The organism is Streptomyces sp. NPDC005898 (assembly GCF_040629635.1).
Lineage (GTDB): Bacteria > Actinomycetota > Actinomycetes > Streptomycetales > Streptomycetaceae > Streptomyces.
The window spans coordinates 38,380-57,991 of the sequence record NZ_JBEXWC010000010.1; the positions used below are offsets into that span (position 1 = coordinate 38,380).

The window sequence follows — 19,612 nt, forward strand, 5'->3', positions numbered from 1 at the left end:
TCCCCCGTGTCCGTGCGGTACGGCGACCGAGTCTATCGGGCCCTGAGCCGGGCCGGCCGGGAGCGGGCGGGGGCGGACACTCGCCTGATTCATCGAGGGTGGCGTCGACTCGCTCACCTCGGGCAAGACCCTGCGCCTGCTGACTTCACACAAAAGTCAGCTTTCCCATCCAGTGCCGGGGTTCGAAGAGGGGGGTGGTGGCGCCGCCTATGGGCTCGAACGACAACTTTCGCTTTTCCTTTTCCTCGCTCTCCTGGAAGGACAATGAAGGGGCACTCTTGGCGCAGCCCGATGGCTGCTTGCTGTCGGTGAGTTCCGCGGGCGCGGTGCGCAGCAGGGCCGGCTCCTGGGAGAACACCTGCGCCTTGTACACGCACTTCTCCCCCATTTCGCTGATGGACACAAGACGGATGTCGCGTTTCGTCGCCCCGCGCCCCATGGTGACTTCGAAGCGGTAGGTGCCGTCCTGTCCCCGGCCGTTCCACGAGCCCCGATATTTCTGCGGCAGCGCGCCCTTGGCGGGCGTTGCCTTTTCGAACGTGTCAGGTTCGTAGCTGGTCTTCCCGTCGTTGCGGTGATCGTAGTAGCCCGTGTCGTCCTCCCACTCGTAGTTCCCGTCCCATGTGGCCACGAACGCCCCCGTACCGTCCAGGACGGAGGAGCCGTAGTCCTCGGTGTCGTGCTCGCACTTGCCCGCCTCGGACTTGGGGCTCGCGCTCTTCAATCGACTCGTGCCGAGCTTGATCGAGTCGCTTTTGGATTCGGTGATGGTGCTGTCCCAGACGCACAGCCGGTCCTCGTTCAACACGGAGTACTCGGCGGTGTCCTCCGCGCCGATGACCAGTCGTGCGGTCACCCCCTCTATGGGGACGCCCTGGTTGTCCTTCAGATCGAGAGCCCCCTCCCAGCTTCCCCGCAACGTTTTCGGAGCACTCAGCGATGTTCCGCTCTGCCACGGGCGGAGCGCGAACAATCCGCCGATGACGACGAGCGCCACGGTGACTGCCGCCCCCGCGACGACGGCCGGGCGGCCTCGCCGCTTCAGGGTCTGCGCCGGACCGTCGTGGTCCCGCCCGGCCGTGGGCGCGAGCGCGTCCGGCGGGGAGGCCGTGGGCGGTTGCGCGGCCCGGGGTGAGGGCGCAGGCCTGGCAGGCAGCGGCGGAGTGGGGCCCTGGTCCGATGCGAGGACCGTGCGCGGGCGCAGTGGGTCGAAGTCCAGCAACTGCGCGGCGTGCCGCCCCAGCTGAGCGAGCAGCGCGCCCGGCAGCCATTCGTGGGCCTCTGCCGTGGTGGTGCGGGCGGCCACCTGCTCCGGCGTGGGGCGCTGTGCCGGGTCCTTCCGCAGGCAGTCCCGCACGAGGCCGAGGAGCCCATGCGGCAGCCCGTCCAGGTCCGGCTCTTCCTCGGCGACCCGGAACAGCTGGGCGTGCAGCCCGTTGCCGGTCGACCCGAAGGGCTGGCGTCCCGTGGCGGCGTACGCGAGGACCGAACCCAGGCAGAACACATCCGAGGCGGGGGTGACGTGGAGCCCCCGCACCTGTTCCGGGGACATGAAGCCGGGCGAGCCGATCAGCATTCCGGTGCGGGTCTGCAGGCTGTCCCCGCTGATGCTGTCCATCGCGCGTGCGATACCGAAGTCGATGACCCGGGGCCCGTCCACGGTGACCAGGACATTGGACGGCTTGAGGTCGCGGTGGACGAGGCCCGCCTCGTGGATGGCCCGCAGGGCGCGCGCGAGCCGGTTGGCCAGGACCCGCACCGACTGTTCGGGCAACGGACCGTGCTGCTCCGCCACTACGGCGTGCAGATCGGGCCCGGGGACGTACTGCGTCGCGACCCAAGGTGTCTGCGCGTCCGTGTCCGCGTCGAGCACGGCCGCGGTCCAGGTCCCCCCAACCCGCTTCGCCGCGGTGACCTCGCGTGCGAACCGCGAGCGGAATTCGGGGTGCTGGGCGAACTCGGTCTGCACGACCTTGACCGCGACCGTGCGCCCGCCTTCGGATCGGGCGAGGTAGACCCGGCCCATGCCGCCGGCACCCAAGCGTGCGATGAGGCGGTAAGGGCCTATGTGGGGCGGGTCTTCGGCGGTCAGCTGATCCACGAAGAGGGAGAGTAGCCCAACTCCCCGACGGCCGTGTCCGTTGTGCGCTCAGAGGTCGTTTTGACCGACATGCGGCGACCCGCCTGTGCGAAGGTGGGCAACGGCCCGGCAGCGGGTAGGTGGCACACCCTCGGACAGGTAGACAGGTGAACAGGTGGACATGAACGACAAGGACCTCGCGGCCTTCACCGCCCTCGCGGATCCCGCCGTGTACGTGGTCACGGTGGCCGCTGACGGACAGCGAGCCGGCTGTCTGGTCGGCTTCGCGAGCCAGTGCTCACTGAGTCCCGTCCGCTTCTCCGTGTGGCTCTCCAAGGCCAACCACACCTACCGTCTGGCCCTGGCGGCGGACACGCTCACCGTCCACCAACTGCCGAAGAACCGGCTCGACCTCGCCGAACGCTTCGGCTCCGCATGCAGCGCCGAGACCGACAAGTTCGACGGCTTGGCGTGGTCCGAAGGGGCGGAGGGCGCGATCGTCCTGACCGACGCTCTCGCCTGGTTCACCGGGCGCGTCCACGACCGGTACGACGGGGGCGACCACGTGGCCTTCGTGCTCGACCCTATCGCCGCCCACACCAAGGCCAGCGTGGACGAGCGGGACGGCCGGGCCGTGCTCACGCTGTACGACGCGAGCGACATCAGCGCAGGTCACCCGGCCTGACCCAGCGCGGGAGTCACGGCTCGGAAACCCACGGCGTCCGCCCTCGCGGGCCCGCCGCGGCGCTCACCCCGCCGGGCGGCGCCAGCACCCCTCCGCCCCGGCAGAGCCGACCGCATCGCCGGCGCCGTCCCGCCCCAGCCGCGTCAGGCGCCGCAGCGCGGGCAGTGCCCCGGCGATCGCGCGGCGCTCCTCCGGAGTGAGCAGCGCGATCAGCGGCGTCAGCTGCTCGGTCCGTTCCCCGCGCCGCGACTCGCCGACCTCCCGACCCTTCTGGGTGATGCGCACCAGAACGGCGCGGCCGTCGCGCGGGTCACGTCCGCGTTCCACCAGGCCGTCGCGTTCCAGGCGCTTGACCAGCTGGGTGAGCCCCGGCTGGCTGAGCTGTTCGCTCGCGATCAGCTCGGTCAGCCGTTTCGGGCGGTCGGCGCAGGCCAGGGCGTCAAGCACCGACAGCGTGCTGAACGCGTGGTTTCGCCGACGCGGCAGGCGGATGTAGAAACGGTTGAACTCCTCGACGACGTCGATGAACTGAGTCATATTCAGATCGTTCCCGGAGGCACGCACGCGGAGAGCCTATAGCTTGCGGAGTGGCGATGTATTGATAACTTACAGAAGTTGCTTATGGTGTTCTGGGTGGCCGCCGCCGCGGCGCGCCGCGACATGCCCGGCTGCCCTCTCTTCACCGTGGAACCCCCCAACCGTCGTGAGAGGAACGCATGACTGTTCGTGTAGGTATCAACGGCTTCGGCCGCATCGGGAGGAACGTCTTCCGGGCGGTCGCCGCCCGGGGTGCGGATGTGGAGATCGTCGCGGTCAACGACCTGGGCGACGTACCGACCATGGCCCACCTGTTGGCCTACGACTCGGTCCTCGGCCGCTTCCCGGAGGAGATCACCGCCGAGCCCGGCGCGATCCGGGCCGGCGACAAGACGGTCAAGGTCCTCGCCGAGCGCGACCCGGCCCAACTGCCCTGGGGCGACCTGGGCGTGGACGTCGTCATCGAGTCCACCGGCATCTTCACCAAGGCCGAGAAGGCCCGCGCGCACCTCGACGGCGGCGCCAAGAAGGTGATCATCGCCGCGCCGGCCGACGGGGAGGACGTCACCCTCGTCCTCGGCGTCAACGACGACGCGTACGACCCGGAGCGGCACGCGATCATCTCCAACGCCTCCTGCACCACCAACTGCCTCGGCGTCCTCGCCAAGGTGCTGCACGAGAGCGTCGGCATCGAGTACGGGATGATGACGACCGTCCACGCCTACACCCAGGACCAGAACCTCCAGGACGCCCCGCACAAGGACCTGCGCCGCGCCCGCTCGGCGGCGATCAACGTGGTGCCGACGTCCAGCGGCGCGGCCAAGGCCATCGGTCTGGTCCTGCCCGAACTCCAGGGCCGGCTCGATGCGTTCGCGCTGCGCGTCCCCGTGCCCACCGGGTCCGTCACCGACCTGACGGTCACCACGAGCCGCCGCACCACCGTCGAGGAGATCAACGAGGCGTACGCGAAGGCCGCCGCCGGCGCGTACAAGGGGCTGCTCTCCTACACCGAGGCGCCCATCGTCAGCTCCGACATCGTCACCGACCCGGCCTCCTGCATCTACGACGCCGGTCTCACCCGGGTCATGGGGCCGCAGGTCAAGGTCGTCGGCTGGTACGACAACGAGTGGGGCTACTCCAACCGCCTCATCGACCTGGCGCTCAAGGTCGGCACCTCGCTCTAGGTCCTGCCGACGGCCGGGGGGCCGTCGGCGGTCCGCCCGGCTTGAGCCGCCGCCGCGGCGGGGTCTTGAGCCGGGCGTGCGCACGTCCAGGTGGCCCAGTGGGCTGTCGGGCGGCCACGTGGTCACCCTAGAAAAATAGCGCACACTTATATAATCTCGTTGACGCATTGATGGTCGGCGCCTCGCGAGGGGTACGCGGTCCGCACCAGCTTTCCATGGCGCAATGGCGCGTCTTGCTCCGACATTTCCGCGACTCGGCGTCGCCGGCGCCGTCGGCCTGTCCAGGAAATTGCCTTTGCTGTCGATCCGGGGTGCTTCCAGAAGAATGCGGGAGGCCCTCGGGGAAATGAGCATGCCCGCATGAAGGAACTCCCGACGCTACCGTTCGACAATCCGTCCGTCATGGGCATCGCGCCCCAAATGCGCGCACTGCAGCAGGAGGGGCCGATCACCAAGGTGCGGGCGGCCGGTGAGGACGCCTGGCTGGTCACCCGCTACGACGAGGTGCGCACCCTGCTCGCCGACCGCCGGCTCCGTCTCAGCAATCCCGACCGCGAGCAGTCGGCCCAGAGCGCGGCCAGAGGCTTCATGGTCGCCCTGATGGCGGGGGACGACTGCGACACCGAACCGGCCAGGCACGGGCAGATGCGCGAGCTGCTCGTCCCACTGTTCACCACGCAGCGCATGCGCCGCATGCAGACCCGCATCGAGCACCATGTGGACGAGCTGCTCGAGGAGTTGGCCGCCTCTTCCCCGCCGATCGACCTGCACCGCGCGCTGTCGTTCCCGCTGCCGACCATGGTGGTCTGCGATCTGCTCGGCGTGCCGCTGGCCGACCGGGAGCGGTTCGGCCAGTGGGCGAGAGGCACCTTCGACCACAGCGACGACCAGCACTCGGCGAACACCTTCAAGAAGGTCGTCGACTACATGATGGAGCTGGTGGCGCGCAAGCGCGCCGAACCGGGCGACGACATCCTCTCCGAGCTGATCACCGCCAAGGGCGGCACCCTGTCCGACACGGAGATCGTCGACTTGGGCAGCGCCGTGCTGCTGTTCGGCTACGAGACCACCATCGTACGCATCGACCTGGGCACACTGCTGTTGCTGCGCAACCCCGTCCAGCGCGCGCAGCTCGTCGAGGACCCCGGCCTCGCACCGGCCGCGGTCGAGGAGATTCTGCGCCTGAGCGTCGGCGGCAAGGGGTCCAACGCGCTGATACCCCGCTACGCGCACAGCGACATCACCGTCGGCGACACGGTGATCCGGGCCGGGGACGCGGTGAAGCTCGCCATCGGCGCGGCCAACATAGACGAGCGGGCCTACCCCGCGGGCGACGTGCTGGACCTGCACCGGGACAGGCCCAAGTCGCACCTGGCGTTCGGGCACGGCGCCCGCCACTGCATAGGCCGCACGCTGGCCCGGATCGAGCTGACCGCCGTGTTCGCGAGGCTGTTCCAACGGCTGCCGGACCTGCGGCTCGCGGTCCCCGAGGATTCCCTGCGGTGGCAGGAGCACCGGATCACCGGCGGGTTCGACGAAATCCCGGTGACCTTCTGAGCGGTTTCGGCAGAACCGTCGCACACCCGCCAGCGGAAACCGTCGAACGAAACGAACACGGCATCCCGCAAGTGAGTTGACGACCCCTCAGGCAATTTGAGGGTTGGAAATGCATCGCCGGGCTATATAGGCTCTTGGTCCATCGATTCGAGCCGTCGGTCCGCCCGGAGGTGTGACGCTCCTTTCCCCACGCGCCAGTTATCACGAGGACAAGGAACCATGACGGACACTTTCAGCGACTACGTCGACTGCGCGCCTCTTCTCGACGACCGTGAGGCCCTCGACCGCTTCTATGAAGAGCACGGCTATCTCTATCTCCGTGGCGCCCTGGACCGCGCACTGGTGCGGACCGCCGCCGAGCAGATGCTCCAGGGCCTGATCGCGCTCGGCCACGCCGCCCCCGACACCACGCTCGACACCCTTGCCATCGACTCCTTCGAGGCGGTCGACGAGGTGGCGATGCACGAGTACGTCAAGTACGACGAGCTGTGGAACCACCCCACGACCGTCAAGCTGTGGGAGCAGGTCTTCGGCGAGCCCGTCTTCGTCTTCAAGTCGACGACGATCCGCTACTACCCCTCCGCCGCGGGCTCCGCGGAGCCCAGCTTCCTGACCCCGCTGCACCAGGACGGCTTCTACATAGGCCCCAACAAGGACTTCCGCACCGCCTGGATACCGCTGCTCCCGACGAGCCCCGCCATAGGCGGCGTCGCCCTCGCCGACGGCAGCCACAAGAGGGGCCCCCGCGAGCACGTCGTCACCGAGAACTTCCGCCGCTTCGGCCACCCCGTGCGCGGCATCCCCGCCGAGGAGTTCGACGCGGACGAACAGCTGCTGTTCTCGCCCATGGAACCGGGTGACGTGCTCCTCTTCCACGCCTTCATGTGCCACAAGTCCATCCCGAACGTCTCCGTGGCCCCGGCCGGCATGCGGATGTCGATGGACACCCGCATCCAACCCGCCACCTCGCACCGCGGGTTCAATTCCATGACCCCCTGGCCGGAGTCCGCCAAGGACGCCTCCAAGGGCATCCTTTCGAAGATCACCGGCACTCCCGCCACCGCCGAATGACCGACTCACCCCCGCACGCGCTTCCACCGTCCCCCACGAAAGCCCGGGTAGACAACGCATGACGAACCGCGAGGGCCTGCCCTCCGTCAAGGGGTCCGACGCGGCCCCGGAGCCCTCTGCCCGTACGGAGCCGGACGCCGCGGGGCTCACCGGCATCGCCCTCGTGGTGGTGCTCACCGGCTACGCCCTGTCCATCGTGGACGCCTCCATCGTCAACGTGGCGCTGAACCCGATCAGCGACGACCTCCACGGCGGCCCCGCCGCACTGGAGCTGGTGGTGTCCGGTTACGGACTCACCTACGCCCTCGGGCTCGTGCTCGGCGGCCGGCTCGGCGACGCCTTCGGCAGGCGCCGCCTGTACGCCTACGGACTCGCCGCCTTCACCCTGACCTCGGCGCTCTGCGGACTCGCCCCGACGATCGAGTTCCTCGTCGCCGCCCGGCTGCTCCAGGGCGCCGCCGCCGCCATGCTCGTACCGCAGGTGCTCGCGACGATCCAGGCGGCCACCCAGGGTCAGGCGCGCGCCCGCGCCATCGGCATGTACGGCGCGACCGCCGCCCTCGGCATGGTCGTCGGACAGATCCTGGGCGGACTCCTCGTCTCGCTGGACGTCGCGGGCATCGGCTGGCGAGCGGTCTTCGCGATCAACGTGCCGATCGGGGTGGCCGCGCTGCTCGCCGTCCGGCGCGTCCCCGCGACCAAGGCGGACGCCAAGCCCGGCTTCGACCCCAAGGGCACCGCCCTGTTCGGCCTCACCATGGTCTGCGTCCTCACCCTGGTCGTGGCGGGCCCCGACCTGGGCTGGCCGCTGTGGCTGTGGTCACTGCTCCTGGTCGCCGCGGCGAGTGCGCTGGCGCTGGCCCGGGCCGAACGCGGCCTGGAGGCGCGAGGCGGCTCACCGCTGCTGTCCCCGACGGTCCTGTCCCACCCGGGGATGCGCAGGGGCCTGGCGGCCATGGTGCCGTTCTCGGCCGGCTTCGGCGCCTTCCTGTTCGTCTACGCACTGGTCGCGCAGGGCCACTTCGGCTTCGACGGCCTCGAATCCGGCGGCGGCCTGGCGCCGTTCGCCGTGGCGTTCTTCGCGGTGACCCTGTTCACCCCGAAGATCGCGGCGGCCCTGGGCGCCCGCATCGTCACCCTGGGCGCCTGCGTCCAGAGTGCGGGCCTGCTGCTCCTCGCGCTGGTCATCCGGTTCGGCTGGCCGCACCCCTCCCTGGCGCTCGTACTCGTCGGGATCGGCCTCTACGGCGTGGGCGCCGCGCTGACCGGGCCGACACTGTTCCGGATGATCCTCGCCGACGTACCCACGGCCCAGGCCGGGATGGGCAGCGGTGTGCTGGTGACCAGCCAGCAGATGGCGACCGCGCTGGGCGCGACCGTGGGCGGAACCCTCTATCTGTCCATGGCCGACTGGCAGTCGACGATGCCGGCGGCCGTGGCCGTCCTCGCCCTCCTCGCGTGCTGTTCGGTGATCGTCCTCGCGATCAGCCTGAAACTCCCCGACCCCAGGTGATGCTGCACCCCGTGCACGACGCGTACTGACCCAGACCCTCTCGCAGGCAGCGGCGCGCCGTCCTTCGGCGTATCCGCGCACAGGAGTGGAGGCAGCCAAGTGCAGTTACGGACGGACACAGCCGTGGTGACCGGCGCCGCCAGCGGCATCGGACTCGCCCTCAGCGCCCGTTTCGCCCGGGCCGGCATGGCCGTGGTCATGGCGGACGTCGCGGGTGACGCGCTGCGCGCGCGGGCCGGCGAACTCACGGCGCGCGGCGCGAAGGTCACCGCGGTGAGCGCCGACCTGACCGACCCGGACGCCGTCGCACGCCTCGCGGGCACCGCGTTCGACGTGCTCGGCGACATCGACGTGGTCTGCAACAACGCCGGGGTCCTCGGCCCCGTGGGACAGCCCCTGTGGGAGGTGCCGCTGGAGCGGATGCGGCAGGTCTTCGAGGCGAACCACTGGGCGCACGTCCTGGTGTCCCGCGCCTTCATCCCGCCGCTCCTCGAGCGTGGCAGGCCCGCCCACCTGATCCACACCGCCTCGATGTCCGCCTTCGCCGTCGGCGCGGGCAGCGCCGCCTACGCCGCCTCCAAGCACGCCGACCTCGCGGTCGCCCGCAGCCTGCGCGCCGATCTGCGGGACACCCCGATCCGGGTGTCGGTGCTGTGCCCGGGACGGGTCGACACCCCCATGGTCCAGGGCCTGACCGCGCCGCGCGGCGCGGGCGGTGACACCTCCGTGAGCGCCGAGGACGTCGCCTCACTCGTGTGGGAGGCCCTCGGCTCCGACCGCTTCTACCTCTTCAGCAACTCCGACGCCCCGCTGCGGCTGCGTGATCAGTTCGACGACGTATGGCGTCATGTCTCCCTTCCGCCCCCTTCCCCCGAGGAGGAGCTGTGCCACACGCCGAGAGCGACGACCGAAGCGATGAAACCCTGACCATCGACCTGGAGGCGGTGCGCGAGAAGTACCGCCAGGAACGCGACAAGCGCAGCACCGGCCGCAGCTACCAGTTCGCGCGCGGCGACTTCAGCGGCTACGCGCGCGACCCGTACACCGAGCGGCGGGAGCGCCCGCCCGTCACCGACGAGGTGGACGTCGCCGTCGTCGGCGCCGGCATCGGCGGCCTGCTGACCGGCGCCCGCCTGCGCCAGGAGACCGGCCTCGACCGCATCCGGCTGATCGACGAGGCGGGCGACGTCGGCGGCACCTGGTACTGGAACCGCTTCCCCGGCGTGCGCTGCGACGTCGAGAGCTACATATACATGCCGCTGCTCGAAGAGACCGGCACGATACCCACGGAGAAGTACTCCACCGGGCCCGAGATCTTCGCCCACCTCCAGCGGATCGCCCACCAGTACGACCTCTACCGCGACGCCCTCTTCCAGACCGCCGTCACCGAACTGCGCTGGGACGAGGCCGCCGAGAGGTGGCTGGTGAGCACCGACCGCGGGGATCTGTTCCGGGCGCGGTACGTGGCCATGTCGATCGGCCTGATGCACCGCCCCAAGCTCCCCGCCGTGCCCGGCCTCGAGACGTTCGCCGGGCACTCCTTCCACACCAGCCGCTGGGACTTCGACTACACCGGCGGGGACAGCACCGGCGGCCTGACCGGGCTGAAGGACAAGACGGTCGGCGTCATCGGCACCGGCTCGACGACCATCCAGCTCGCCCCGCACCTCGCCGAGTGGGCCGAGCGGCTCGTCCTCTTCCAGCGCACCCCCGCCACCGTCGACGTGCGCGGCAACCGGCCCACCCCGCCCGACTGGGCGGACGGCCTCCAACCGGGCTGGCAGCAGCACCGGATGGAGAACTTCCACGCCCTGACCTCCGGCATCCCACAGGACGAGGACCTGGTCCAGGACCGCTGGACCCAGACCACGGCCAAACTGGCCGCCGCGATCCTGCCGACCGGCGACACGGGGGGCGATCCGAAGGAGCGGGCGCTGGCGGCCGAGCGGGCGGACTTCCTCAAGATGGAGGAGTTGCGGGCCCGCATCGACAGCGTCGTCACCGACCCCGCGACCGCCGCCGCCCTCAAGCCGTACTACCGCGTGTACTGCAAGCGGCCCTGCTTCCACGACGGCTACCTCCACACCTTCAACCGGCCCAACGTCACCCTCGTCGACACCCAGGGGCGGGGCGTGGAACGGCTCACCGAGGCCGGGGTGGTCGCGAACGGCCGGGAGTACCCGGTCGACTGCCTGATCTTCGCCACCGGCTATGAGCATGAGTTCGCCGTCCCCTACACCGAGCGCGCCGGGTACGACATCGTCGGCCGCGACGGCGTGAAGCTGTCGCAGAAGTGGGCGGACGGGGCGCGCACCCTGCACGGACTCCAGGTGAACGGCTTCCCCAACTGCTTCATCCTCTCCAAGATCCAGGCGGGCCGGCACGTCAACATCGCCTACATGCTGGGCGAGCAGACCCGGCACCTCGCGTACATCGTCAAGAGCGTCGAGGAGCGCGGACACCGGGTCGTGGAGGCGTCGGAGGCCGCCGAGAAGGAGTGGGTCGAGGAGATCCTCCGGCTCGCCAGCAACGATCTCGACTTCCTGGAGAACTGCACCCCCGGCCTCTACAACAACGAGGGCGACCCGAGCGCGATGCCCCGGCTCAACTCCAGCTACGGCGGCGGCTCGGTGGAGTTCGTCAACATCCTCAGGCGCTGGCGCGCGGCGGGCGACCTCGCCGGCCTCGAACTGCGCTGACCACCCGACCCTTCTGCGAAAGGCGGCAACGCCCATGGACGTCACGCCGATACCCGGCGCCGCACTCGGCGCCGTCGTGGACGGCGTCCGTGTCACCGGCGACATGGACAAGACCCGGACCGAGGAGATCCGGGCGGCGCTCGACGCGCACCTCGTCCTCGTCTTCCGTGGCCACCCAAGACCCTCCGACGAGGAGTTCCTGGCCTTCGGCCGCCACTTCGGGCACATCCCGAAGACCGGCCTGACCAGCGGTGCCCACCCCGACCACAACGAGATTCTGATCGTGTCCAACCTGGTGGAGGACGGCCGCAAGATCGGCGTCGGCGACGCCGCGTGGATGGACTGGCACACCGACTACTCCTTCCGTCCCCGCGTCTCCCAGGTCGGCTTCCTCGAAGCGCTGGAAGTGCCGGCCTCCGGTGGCGGACGGACCCTCTTCACCGACATGTACGCCCTGTACGAGTCGCTGTCGCTCGAAGAGCGCGGGCGCCTGCACTCCTACCGCGTACGCCACGCCCTGCGCACCGGGTACGAGGAGACCATCGAGGAGCAGCTCCAGGGCGAGGTGTCCCTCGGTGAGCGAACCGAGGAGATCCAGCCCGAGGACGGCACCTCGACCATCCACCCGCTGATCGCCCGCAATCCGCGCACCGGCCGCCAGTCGGTCTACGTCAGCACCCTGAACACCAAGCGGATCGTGGATCTCGCGCCCGACGACAGCCGCGAGCTGCTCGACGGGCTCCTCGCGCACGCGGGCAGACCCGAGTTCACCTACGCCCACACCTGGCAGCCGGGGGACATCGTCATGTGGGACCAGCTCGGCACCATCCACGCCAAGGAGGCGTTCGACCCGGCCGAACGGCGCGTCATGCGCCAGGTCGTCAGCATCTTCGACGACCCGACGGCCCCCTGGCACGCGCAGGTCGCCGCATGAGCGCCCCTCCCGCCTTTCTCAGCCACAGCCGGGTCACGCTCACCCCGGCCCTGCGGGCCGCCGTCGACCGGCTCGACCGCCGCTCACGCCACCAGGCCGCCTACCACTTCGGGTGGATCACCGCCGGGGGCGCGCCCACCAGCGCCGACCCGGGTAAGGCCGTACGGCCGGCGCTCGCGCTCCTGTCGGCCGAGGCGGTCGGCGCACCGCCGGAGGTCGCCCTGCCCGGCGCCGTCGCCGTGGAGCTGGTGCACAACTTCTCCCTCGTGCACGACGATCTGATGGACGGCGACGAGGAGCGTCGCCACCGGCGCACGGTGTGGAAGCTGTGGGGCCCCTCCAGCGCCATCCTGACCGGTGACGCCATGCTCGCGCTCGCCCAGGAGGTGCTCCTCGACAGCGGCTCGCCGGCCGCGGCGCCCGCCGCCCGGCTCCTCGCGCGCACCACCCGGCACCTGATCCGCGGTCAGGTCCAGGACCTCGGCTTCGAGCAGCGCAGGCACGTCACGGTCGAGGAGTGCCTCGACATGGCCGCCGGGAAGACCGGCTCGCTGCTGTCGGCGAGCGCCGCGATCGGCGCCGTACTGGCCGGTGCGCCGGAGGCGGCGGTGGACGCCCTCGCGCTCTACGGCGACCATCTCGGCATCGCCTTCCAGCTCGTCGACGACGTGCTCGGCATCTGGGGCGATCCGGCGGTCACCGGCAAGCCGGTCCACTCCGATCTGCGTTCCCGCAAGAAGTCCCTGCCGGTGAGCCACGCCCTGAACCAGGACGGGCCGCTCGGCGACGAGCTGGCGACCTGGCTCGCCACCTCCGGCGACCCCGACGAGGAGGAGCTGCGGCGGGTGGCCGGCCTGATCGAGGGCGCGGGCGGCCGGGACTGGGCGCTGGCCGAGGCCGCCCGGCGCATGGCGCTGGCCGAGGACGCGCTGGGCGGCGTCGACCTCGACGCCGGAGCGCGGGGTGAACTCGTCGCGCTCGGCCGGTTCGTCGTCGACCGGAAGGTCTGAACTCCGCCCGCCCCCTCCCCCGGTCCGTCCCCGCCGCACTCCGTACGCACACCCGACACCAGGGGCAGCGCCGCCCCGGTGCCCCCTCATCCCCCGAGCACCTCCGCGTGCCTGTTCCACAGCCCAGGGAGTCCCCATGCCCCAGGACGTCGACTTCTCCATACCGCTGCCCGGCCGCCGCAGCCCCGACTACGCCCGCGCGGAGGCCGAGCACATCGAATGGCCCCGCTCCTTCGGCCTGATCACCAGCGAGGCCGCCGCGGAGCGCCACCGCAAGGGCGGCTACGCCGATCTCGCCTCCCGCTTCTACCCCTCGACCAGTGGCGCCGACCTCGACCTGGGCGTCGACCTGATGTCCTGGTTCTTCCTCTTCGACGACCTCTTCGACGGGCCGCGCGGCGAGGACCCGGTGCAGACCAAGCGGCTGACCGATGTCGTGGCCGCCGCCCTGGACGGACCGCTGCCCGCTTCCGCGCCCCTGATCGCGCACGGCTTCGCCGACGTCTGGCGGCGCACCTGCCAGGGGATGTCGAAGGAGTGGTGTGCCCGCAGCGCCCGGCACTGGCGCAACTACTTCCAGGGCTACGTCGACGAGGCGCACGGCCGCCGGGACGCCACCCCCTGCGACTCCGCGAGCAGCTACCTCGCCATGCGCCGCCACACGATCGGCGTGCAGCCCACCGTCGACCTCGCCGAGGCCACCGGGCACTTCGAGGTGCCGCACCGGGTCTTCGACAGTGCCGTGATGTCGGCGATGCTGCGGATCGCCGTCGACGTCAACCTGCTGCTCAACGACATCGCCTCCCTGGAGAAGGAGGAGGCACGCGGCGAGCTGAACAACATGGTCCTCATCCTGATGCGCGAGCACGGCTGGCCCAAGAGCCGCAGCATCGCCCACATGCAGGAGGAGGTGCGCGTACGCCTGGAGGAGTTCCTGCTCCTGGAGAGCATCCTGCCCAAGGTCTGCGACGCCTTCTCCCTCTCCGCGGACGAGCGCGAGGCCGTCGAACGCTACCGCCTGGACGCGGTGCGGCCCGTCATCCGCGGCTCCTACGACTGGCACCGCTCATCGGGACGCTACGACGCCGAGTTCGCGCTGGCCGCGAGCCGCCAGGGGTTCCTCGAAGAACTCGGCAGCGTCCGCTGACAGACCACCATCCGAGCCCGACCCTCCCGAGGAGAACCCCATGGCCCAGCAGACCACCCGGACCGAGCAGCAGACCTTCGTCGCGGGCACCGCACCGGGAGCCGTGCCCCTGGTCGGTCACGCCTGGCAGATGATGCGCCGTCCGCTGCAGTTCATGTCCTCGCTGGCCAGGCACGGCGACCTGGTGAAGATACGCCTGGGCCCCACCGAGGCCCACGTACCGACCCATCCCGCCCTCCTGCGCCACGTCCTGACCAGCGACAACGAGTACGACAAGGGCGGCATCTTCTACGACCGCGCCCGTGACATCGCGGGCAACGGCCTGGTGACCTGCCCCTACGCCGACCACCGGCGGCAGAGAAGGCTCATGCAGTCGGCGTTCACCCGCCCCCAGCTCAAGCGGTACGCGTCGGCGATGCACGCCGAGATCGAGGCGAGCGCGGAACGCTGGAGCGACGGCCTGGTGGTCGACGCCTTCCCCGAGATGTACGGCATGGCCCTGCGCACCGTGGGCCGCACCCTGTACTCGACGCCGGTCAGCAAGGAACTCGCCGACAGCGTGGAGCGCGCCTTCGACGCCGTGCTCAAGGGGCTGTTCCGGCAGATGTTCCTGCCCGCGGCCGTCCGCAAGCTGCCCGGCCCGGGCAACCGGCGCTACCGTGCCAACCTGGACTACCTGCACCGCACCACCCAGACACTCATCGACGACTACCGCCGCGACGGCGTCGACCACGACGACCTGCTCTCCGCGCTCCTCGACTCCCGCGACGAGGACGGCGGCAGGCTCGGCGACCGGGAGATCCACGACCAGGTCATCACCGTGATGGCGGCCGGCACCGAGACGGTGGCGGCCACCCTCACCTGGATCTTCTACCTGCTCTCGAAGTACCCCCGGATCGAGCGGGAGCTGTACGCGGAGATCGACGAGGTCCTCGCGGGCAGGGCACCGGAGTTCGACGACGTCGCCCGGCTCCAGCTCACCGACCGCATCATCACCGAGACCCTGCGGCTGTACCCGCCCGCCTGGCTCTTCACCCGGCTGACCACCACCGAACTCGACGTCGCCGGGCTGCGGCTGCCCGCCCAGAGCACCGTGGTCTTCAGCCCGGCCGCGGTCGCGCTCGACGCGCCCTCCTTCCCCAAGGAGCGCCAGTTCGACCCCGACCGCTGGCTGCCCGAGCGGGTGACGCCGCAGGCCCGCCAGTCGTTCATGGCGTTCGGCACCGGCGCCCGCAAGTGCATCGGCGACCTCTACGCCCGTACCGAGGCGACGCTGGCGCTCGCCACCATCCTGAGCAAGTGGCGGGTCACCTGCGAACCGGGGGTCGACGTGCGCCCCGTCCCGCTCGCCACCGTGTACCAGCCGCGCCGCCTGCGCCTGCGGCTGACCGCCCGCACCCCGGGAGCGCGGTGACGGGCACGGCGGTGCGGGGCGCGGACGTGCGGGGCGGCTGAGCCCGCCGGCCCAGCCGCCCCGCACCGCCTTCCGCGCGTCGCCGTACCGGCTACCGCGCGCCGCCCTGGCGGCGCGCGGCCGCCCGCTGGGCCCTGCGGGAGACACGGCCCTCGGAGGCGGCGGGGGCGGCGGCCGCCGTGTCCGGGGCGATGCCCAGTTCGCCGCTGAGGTCGGCGACGAAGGAGCGCACCGTCGGGTACTCGACGAAGGCCGACGAGCGCACGGGGTGGGCCAGTTCCTCGCTGAGCTTGGCGATGACCTCGATCAGGATCAGCGAGTCCAGGCCCATGTCGAACAGATTGGTGTCGAGGTCCACGGTCCGCGGGTCGGGCGCGCCCAGGACGGCCGCGATCTCCTGGCGGATGAACTCGGTGAGCAGCGCGCTCTTCTGCGTGTCCGTGGCCCCCGCGAAGCGGTCCCGCAGCGTCCGCGCGGTCGGCTCTGCGGCCGGTGCCGCGCCGCCGTGCGGCTCGATCCAGTGCCGTACGCGCTCGAAGGGGTAGGTGGGCAGCGGCACCCGGCGTATCCGCTCGCCCTCGTGGAACGCCGCCCAGTCGACGTCCTCGCCCGCCGTCCACAGCCGCCCGACGAGAGCGAGCAGGAACTCGGCGCCGACGGGCGCCGGCCCCTGCGGCAGCAGGGCGATGCCGGGCCGCCCGGCGCCGGCGGTGTGCTGCGCGCCGATCCCTTCGAGGAGGCGCAGCGCCGCATCGGGCAGCGCGGTGCGGTCGGCGGCGACCACGGGGGCGGTGATCCCCCAGCCGGCCAGGGTCCGCGCCGTGGCGTACTGGACGGCGAAGTCCGCCTCCGGGCTCCGCGCGCCCAGCAGTTCGTCGGCGGATGTCCCCAGCTCGGCGGCGCAGCGGTCGTAGTGCTCGCGGAAGGCGGCGGTCCCCTCGTGGAGGGCCGAGGCGTGTCCCGGCTCGGCGCCGCCGGGGGCCAGGTCCAGGACGGGCCGCTCGTCGGTGGGATCGGCGGTCAGGATCCGGTCGGCGTCGCCCAGGGCCAGGGCGAGCGCGGCGTCCCGTACGTCGGTGGCGACCAGTGCGCGCCGGTAGGGGTGCGCGCGGCGGCCGAGCGCCAGGGTCTGGGACACGGCGGACAGGGCGAGGCCGCGGTCCTTGCGGAGCCGGCGGGCCAGCTCGGCGGCAACGGTGTCGAGGGCGGCCGGGGTGTTGGCGGAGAGCACCAGGAGGCGGGGCCCGGCGTCCTCGGCGTCGGGGGCGGAGGGGAGGGCGGGCGGCTCCTCCACGATGACGTGGGCGTTGGTGCCGCCGATGCCGAAGGAACTCACGCCCGCTCGGCGCGGTGTGGTGCCCTCGGGCCACTGCCGGGTCTCGGTGACGACGTGGAAGGGTCCCGCCGCGAAGTCGATCTCCGGGTTGGGGGACTCGAAGTGGAGGCTGGGGACGAGCGTGCGGTGCCGCAGCATCAGGACCGTCTTGATCAGGCCCGCCATGCCCGCGGCCGTGTCGAGGTGGCCGACGTTGGTCTTGACGGAGCCGATCGCGCAGGAGCGCGGGGCGAGGGTGCCGCCCTCGCGGCCGAAGGCCTGGTTGAGCGCGGCGATCTCCACGGGGTCGCCGAGCGGGGTCGCCGTGCCGTGGGCCTCCACGTACGAGATGGACTCGGGGGCGACCTCGGCGATCTGCTGGGCCTCGGCGATGACGGCGGCCTGCCCCTGGACGCTCGGCGCGGTGTAACCGGTCTTGTCCGAGCCGTCGTTGTTGATCGCGGTGCCCTTGATGACGGCGTGCACGGTGTCGCCGTCGGCCAGCGCGTCACTCAGCCGCTTGAGGACCACGGCGCCCACGCCGTTGCCGATGACGGTGCCCTGCGCCTTGGCGTCGAAAGCCCTGCAGTGGCCGTCCGGCGAGAAGATCATGCCCTCGTGGTGGAGGTAGCCCTCGCCCTGGTCGGCCTGGATGTGGGCGGCGCCCGCGACGGCCATCGCGCAGTCCCCCGAGAGGAGGCTGAGGCAGGCCAGGTGGACGGCCACCAGCGAGGTCGAGCACGCCGTGTTGGTGCTGACGCTCGGGCCGCGCAGGTTCAGCTTGTAGGAGGTGCGGGTGGCGACGAAGTCCTTGTCGTTGGTGATCATCATGCGGTAGCGGTCCACGGAGGACGCGGTGCGGTAGCGCTCGCCGAGGTTGTGCAGCAGGTAGGTGTTGAGGCCCACTCCGGCGTAGACGCCGATCTGCTGTTCGTCGCGGCGCGGGTCGTAGCCCGCTGTCTCCAGGGCCTCGTGCGCGCACTGCAGGAACTGGCGCTGCTGCGGGTCGATCAGCTCCGCCTCGTCCCGGGTGATGCCGAAGAAGCCGGCGTCGAACGTGTCGGCGTCCGCGAGCACCTGCCCGGCCTTGACGTACCGGTCGTCGTTCAGCAGGTGTTCGCCGACGCCCGCCGCGCGCAGCTCCTCGTCGGTGAAGTAGGTGAGGGTCTCCCTGCCTTCACTCAGCACCTGCCAGAACGCGTCGGGGGTGTCGGCGCCGGGGAACCGGCACGCCAACCCGATGACGGCGATGTCGGAGTCCCGGGCCTCGAATTCCTGCTGCTCTGTCCGCTGGTCGTTCATGTCTTCTCCTCAACCCACCTTGATACCGAGGTCCGCCGCGACCGCGCGCATGTCCAAGAACGTCTCCGCGATGAACCGCGCGCCGTCGTCGGTGGTGTCCATCTGCTTGAACAGCTCCACCAGCGCGGCGCGATGCTCCTCGCGGTCCCCCTCGCCCGCGGCTATCTCCAGGACCACCTTCTTCAGCTTCTCCTCGACCTCGGGCAGGTTCAGGGAGCGCGGGAACTTGATGCTGAAGGTGGAACGGTCGTAGTCCTTGTTGCGGCTCACCGCGCGCGTGTAGCTGGACGCGTTGAGCTTGTAGAACATGCAGTCCCAGTTCTTGAACGAGTAGTAGTTCAGGAGGGGGAACAGCGTGCAGTGCGTCTCCATCGGCGACGAGGCGTACAGGCCCTTCTCCTTCAGTTCCGCCACCATGCGGTCGGGGTCGTAGTCGTGCCGCATGGCGATGAACGGAAACACGATCTTGGGGAGTTCGTCGTCCTCGGCGAAGAGGATCTCCTCGATCTCGCCGTCGAAGAGTTCGCTCGCCAGCTCGGGCCCGAAGGACTTGTAGAAGCCGCGCACCACTTCCCTGACGTTCGACTCCATCGTGAGGATCTGCTGCGGATCGGCGCACAGGGCGATGTAGGGGATGCGCTCGCGGAAGGCGTACAGGATGGCGCGGATCACGAAGAACGTGCGGCAGGAGACGCAGGGCAGTTTCTCGTCGAGGTACTGGCCCGGCTTCTTCGGGCGCGGCCGGTTGAAGACGTCCCGCATCATCTTCTTGATGTTGTCGTCGTCCGCGTCCACCACGAACGTCGCGGGCAGCTTCTCCTGCGCCAGCTTGATGTTCTGTGCGGCGTGCGTGCTCTCGAAGGGCACGTCGAAGGTGTAGGCGAGCGTGCGCTTGCCGTATTCGTTGACGAACTTGTCCAGCATGTACGTGCTGTCCTTGCCGCCGCTGTACATGAAGAGGCAGTCGAACTCGCCGCGCGGATTGGGCGGCGCCGCCTGGAACTCGGCGAACACCTCGTTGGTGTACTTGTAGTTGACGATCAGGTCACCCGCGAAATCGAGGTTGCAGAGATTGCACACCTGCTGGTCGTCGAGGACGACCCCCGGGTGCCCGTCCTTGAGCGAGCAGATCTTGCAGCGGACGATGGTGGGTTCCACGGTGCC

The 19,612-nt window shown here is 70.5% G+C and carries 15 protein-coding genes; 11 read left to right on the top strand and 4 right to left on the bottom strand.

Going from position 1 to position 19,612, the window contains the following annotated elements; translation table 11 throughout:
• Positions 1 to 145 precede the first annotated feature (145 nt).
• Positions 146 to 2,101 (bottom strand): protein kinase, encoded by a 1,956-nt coding sequence (locus ABZ385_RS15975; RefSeq protein ID WP_358911791.1) that lies wholly within the window; start codon positions 2,099 to 2,101, stop codon positions 146 to 148.
• A 160-nt stretch (positions 2,102 to 2,261) separates the two neighbouring features.
• Between ABZ385_RS15975 and ABZ385_RS15980 the strand changes: the two genes are divergently transcribed.
• The gene (locus ABZ385_RS15980; protein WP_358911793.1) at positions 2,262 to 2,765 is read left to right on the top strand and encodes a flavin reductase family protein; all 504 of its coding nucleotides are present in this window, start codon (positions 2,262 to 2,264) and stop codon (positions 2,763 to 2,765) included.
• Positions 2,766 to 2,828: 63 nt separating this feature from the next.
• Here ABZ385_RS15980 and ABZ385_RS15985 read toward each other — a convergent pair whose 3' ends face one another.
• The gene (locus tag ABZ385_RS15985; RefSeq protein ID WP_358911795.1) at positions 2,829 to 3,302 is read right to left on the bottom strand and encodes a MarR family transcriptional regulator; all 474 of its coding nucleotides are present in this window, start codon (positions 3,300 to 3,302) and stop codon (positions 2,829 to 2,831) included.
• Positions 3,303 to 3,481: 179 nt separating this feature from the next.
• On the opposite strand from ABZ385_RS15985, the gene gap reads away from it, so the two are divergent.
• The 10 genes from gap (at position 3,482) to ptlI (ending at position 15,831) form a co-directional block, all read left to right on the top strand.
• Complete coding sequence (gene gap / locus ABZ385_RS15990) at positions 3,482 to 4,486, top strand: type I glyceraldehyde-3-phosphate dehydrogenase (RefSeq protein WP_358588889.1); 1,005 nt, start codon at positions 3,482 to 3,484, stop codon at positions 4,484 to 4,486.
• A gap of 360 nt (positions 4,487 to 4,846) precedes the next feature.
• Positions 4,847 to 6,043: a pentalenolactone synthase gene (penM, locus tag ABZ385_RS15995; protein ID WP_358588887.1), complete on the top strand. Its 1,197-nt coding sequence runs from the start codon at positions 4,847 to 4,849 to the stop codon at positions 6,041 to 6,043.
• Between the two features lie 219 nt (positions 6,044 to 6,262).
• Complete coding sequence (ptlH, locus tag ABZ385_RS16000; RefSeq protein WP_358911796.1) at positions 6,263 to 7,114, top strand: 1-deoxypentalenic acid 11-beta-hydroxylase; 852 nt, start codon at positions 6,263 to 6,265, stop codon at positions 7,112 to 7,114.
• 58 nt (positions 7,115 to 7,172) lie between these two features.
• On the top strand, positions 7,173 to 8,627 hold the full coding sequence (locus ABZ385_RS16005) for an MFS transporter (RefSeq protein WP_358911798.1): 1,455 nt from the start codon (positions 7,173 to 7,175) through the stop codon (positions 8,625 to 8,627).
• Positions 8,628 to 8,753: 126 nt separating this feature from the next.
• On the top strand, positions 8,754 to 9,554 hold the full coding sequence (ptlF, locus tag ABZ385_RS16010) for a 1-deoxy-11-beta-hydroxypentalenate dehydrogenase (protein WP_358911800.1): 801 nt from the start codon (positions 8,754 to 8,756) through the stop codon (positions 9,552 to 9,554).
• Positions 9,555 to 9,571: 17 nt separating this feature from the next.
• On the top strand, positions 9,572 to 11,326 hold the full coding sequence (gene ptlE / locus ABZ385_RS16015; RefSeq protein WP_358911944.1) for a neopentalenolactone/pentalenolactone D synthase: 1,755 nt from the start codon (positions 9,572 to 9,574) through the stop codon (positions 11,324 to 11,326).
• Between the two features lie 34 nt (positions 11,327 to 11,360).
• Complete coding sequence (ptlD, locus tag ABZ385_RS16020; protein ID WP_358911801.1) at positions 11,361 to 12,260, top strand: neopentalenolactone/pentalenolactone F synthase; 900 nt, start codon at positions 11,361 to 11,363, stop codon at positions 12,258 to 12,260.
• A complete protein-coding gene (locus tag ABZ385_RS16025) occupies positions 12,257 to 13,270 on the top strand; it encodes a polyprenyl synthetase family protein (RefSeq protein ID WP_358588875.1) in 1,014 nt (337 codons plus the stop codon). The genes ptlD and ABZ385_RS16025 overlap by 4 nt, the downstream gene beginning before the upstream one ends.
• A gap of 136 nt (positions 13,271 to 13,406) precedes the next feature.
• On the top strand, positions 13,407 to 14,417 hold the full coding sequence (gene ptlA / locus ABZ385_RS16030) for a pentalenene synthase (protein WP_358697223.1): 1,011 nt from the start codon (positions 13,407 to 13,409) through the stop codon (positions 14,415 to 14,417).
• Between the two features lie 40 nt (positions 14,418 to 14,457).
• The gene (gene ptlI / locus ABZ385_RS16035; RefSeq protein ID WP_358911803.1) at positions 14,458 to 15,831 is read left to right on the top strand and encodes a pentalenene oxygenase; all 1,374 of its coding nucleotides are present in this window, start codon (positions 14,458 to 14,460) and stop codon (positions 15,829 to 15,831) included.
• 91 nt (positions 15,832 to 15,922) lie between these two features.
• On the opposite strand, the gene ABZ385_RS16040 is transcribed toward ptlI, so the two are convergent.
• Both ABZ385_RS16040 and ABZ385_RS16045 read right to left on the bottom strand, forming a co-directional pair.
• Positions 15,923 to 18,448 carry a beta-ketoacyl synthase N-terminal-like domain-containing protein gene (locus ABZ385_RS16040; protein WP_358911805.1) on the bottom strand — a complete coding sequence of 842 codons (2,526 nt, stop codon included), beginning with the start codon at positions 18,446 to 18,448 and terminating at the stop codon, positions 15,923 to 15,925.
• A gap of 9 nt (positions 18,449 to 18,457) precedes the next feature.
• Positions 18,458 to 19,606: an OzmP gene (locus ABZ385_RS16045; RefSeq protein WP_230904478.1), complete on the bottom strand. Its 1,149-nt coding sequence runs from the start codon at positions 19,604 to 19,606 to the stop codon at positions 18,458 to 18,460.
• Positions 19,607 to 19,612: the final 6 nt, after the last annotated feature.

What these genes read in the sequence shown, in the direction of transcription:
- ptlD (WP_358911801.1), top strand. Translation starts at nt 11,361, where the DNA reads ATGGACGTCACGCCGATACCCGGCGCCGCACTCGGCGCCGTCGTGGAC.
- ABZ385_RS16005 (WP_358911798.1), top strand. Translation starts at nt 7,173, where the DNA reads ATGACGAACCGCGAGGGCCTGCCCTCCGTCAAGGGGTCCGACGCGGCC.
- gap (WP_358588889.1), top strand. Translation starts at nt 3,482, where the DNA reads ATGACTGTTCGTGTAGGTATCAACGGCTTCGGCCGCATCGGGAGGAAC.
- ptlH (WP_358911796.1), top strand. Translation starts at nt 6,263, where the DNA reads ATGACGGACACTTTCAGCGACTACGTCGACTGCGCGCCTCTTCTCGAC.
- penM (WP_358588887.1), top strand. Translation starts at nt 4,847, where the DNA reads ATGAAGGAACTCCCGACGCTACCGTTCGACAATCCGTCCGTCATGGGC.
- ABZ385_RS15985 (WP_358911795.1), bottom strand. Translation starts at nt 3,302, where the DNA reads ATGACTCAGTTCATCGACGTCGTCGAGGAGTTCAACCGTTTCTACATC.
- ABZ385_RS16025 (WP_358588875.1), top strand. Translation starts at nt 12,257, where the DNA reads ATGAGCGCCCCTCCCGCCTTTCTCAGCCACAGCCGGGTCACGCTCACC.
- ptlI (WP_358911803.1), top strand. Translation starts at nt 14,458, where the DNA reads ATGGCCCAGCAGACCACCCGGACCGAGCAGCAGACCTTCGTCGCGGGC.
- ABZ385_RS15980 (WP_358911793.1), top strand. Translation starts at nt 2,262, where the DNA reads ATGAACGACAAGGACCTCGCGGCCTTCACCGCCCTCGCGGATCCCGCC.
- ptlA (WP_358697223.1), top strand. Translation starts at nt 13,407, where the DNA reads ATGCCCCAGGACGTCGACTTCTCCATACCGCTGCCCGGCCGCCGCAGC.
- ABZ385_RS16040 (WP_358911805.1), bottom strand. Translation starts at nt 18,448, where the DNA reads ATGAACGACCAGCGGACAGAGCAGCAGGAATTCGAGGCCCGGGACTCC.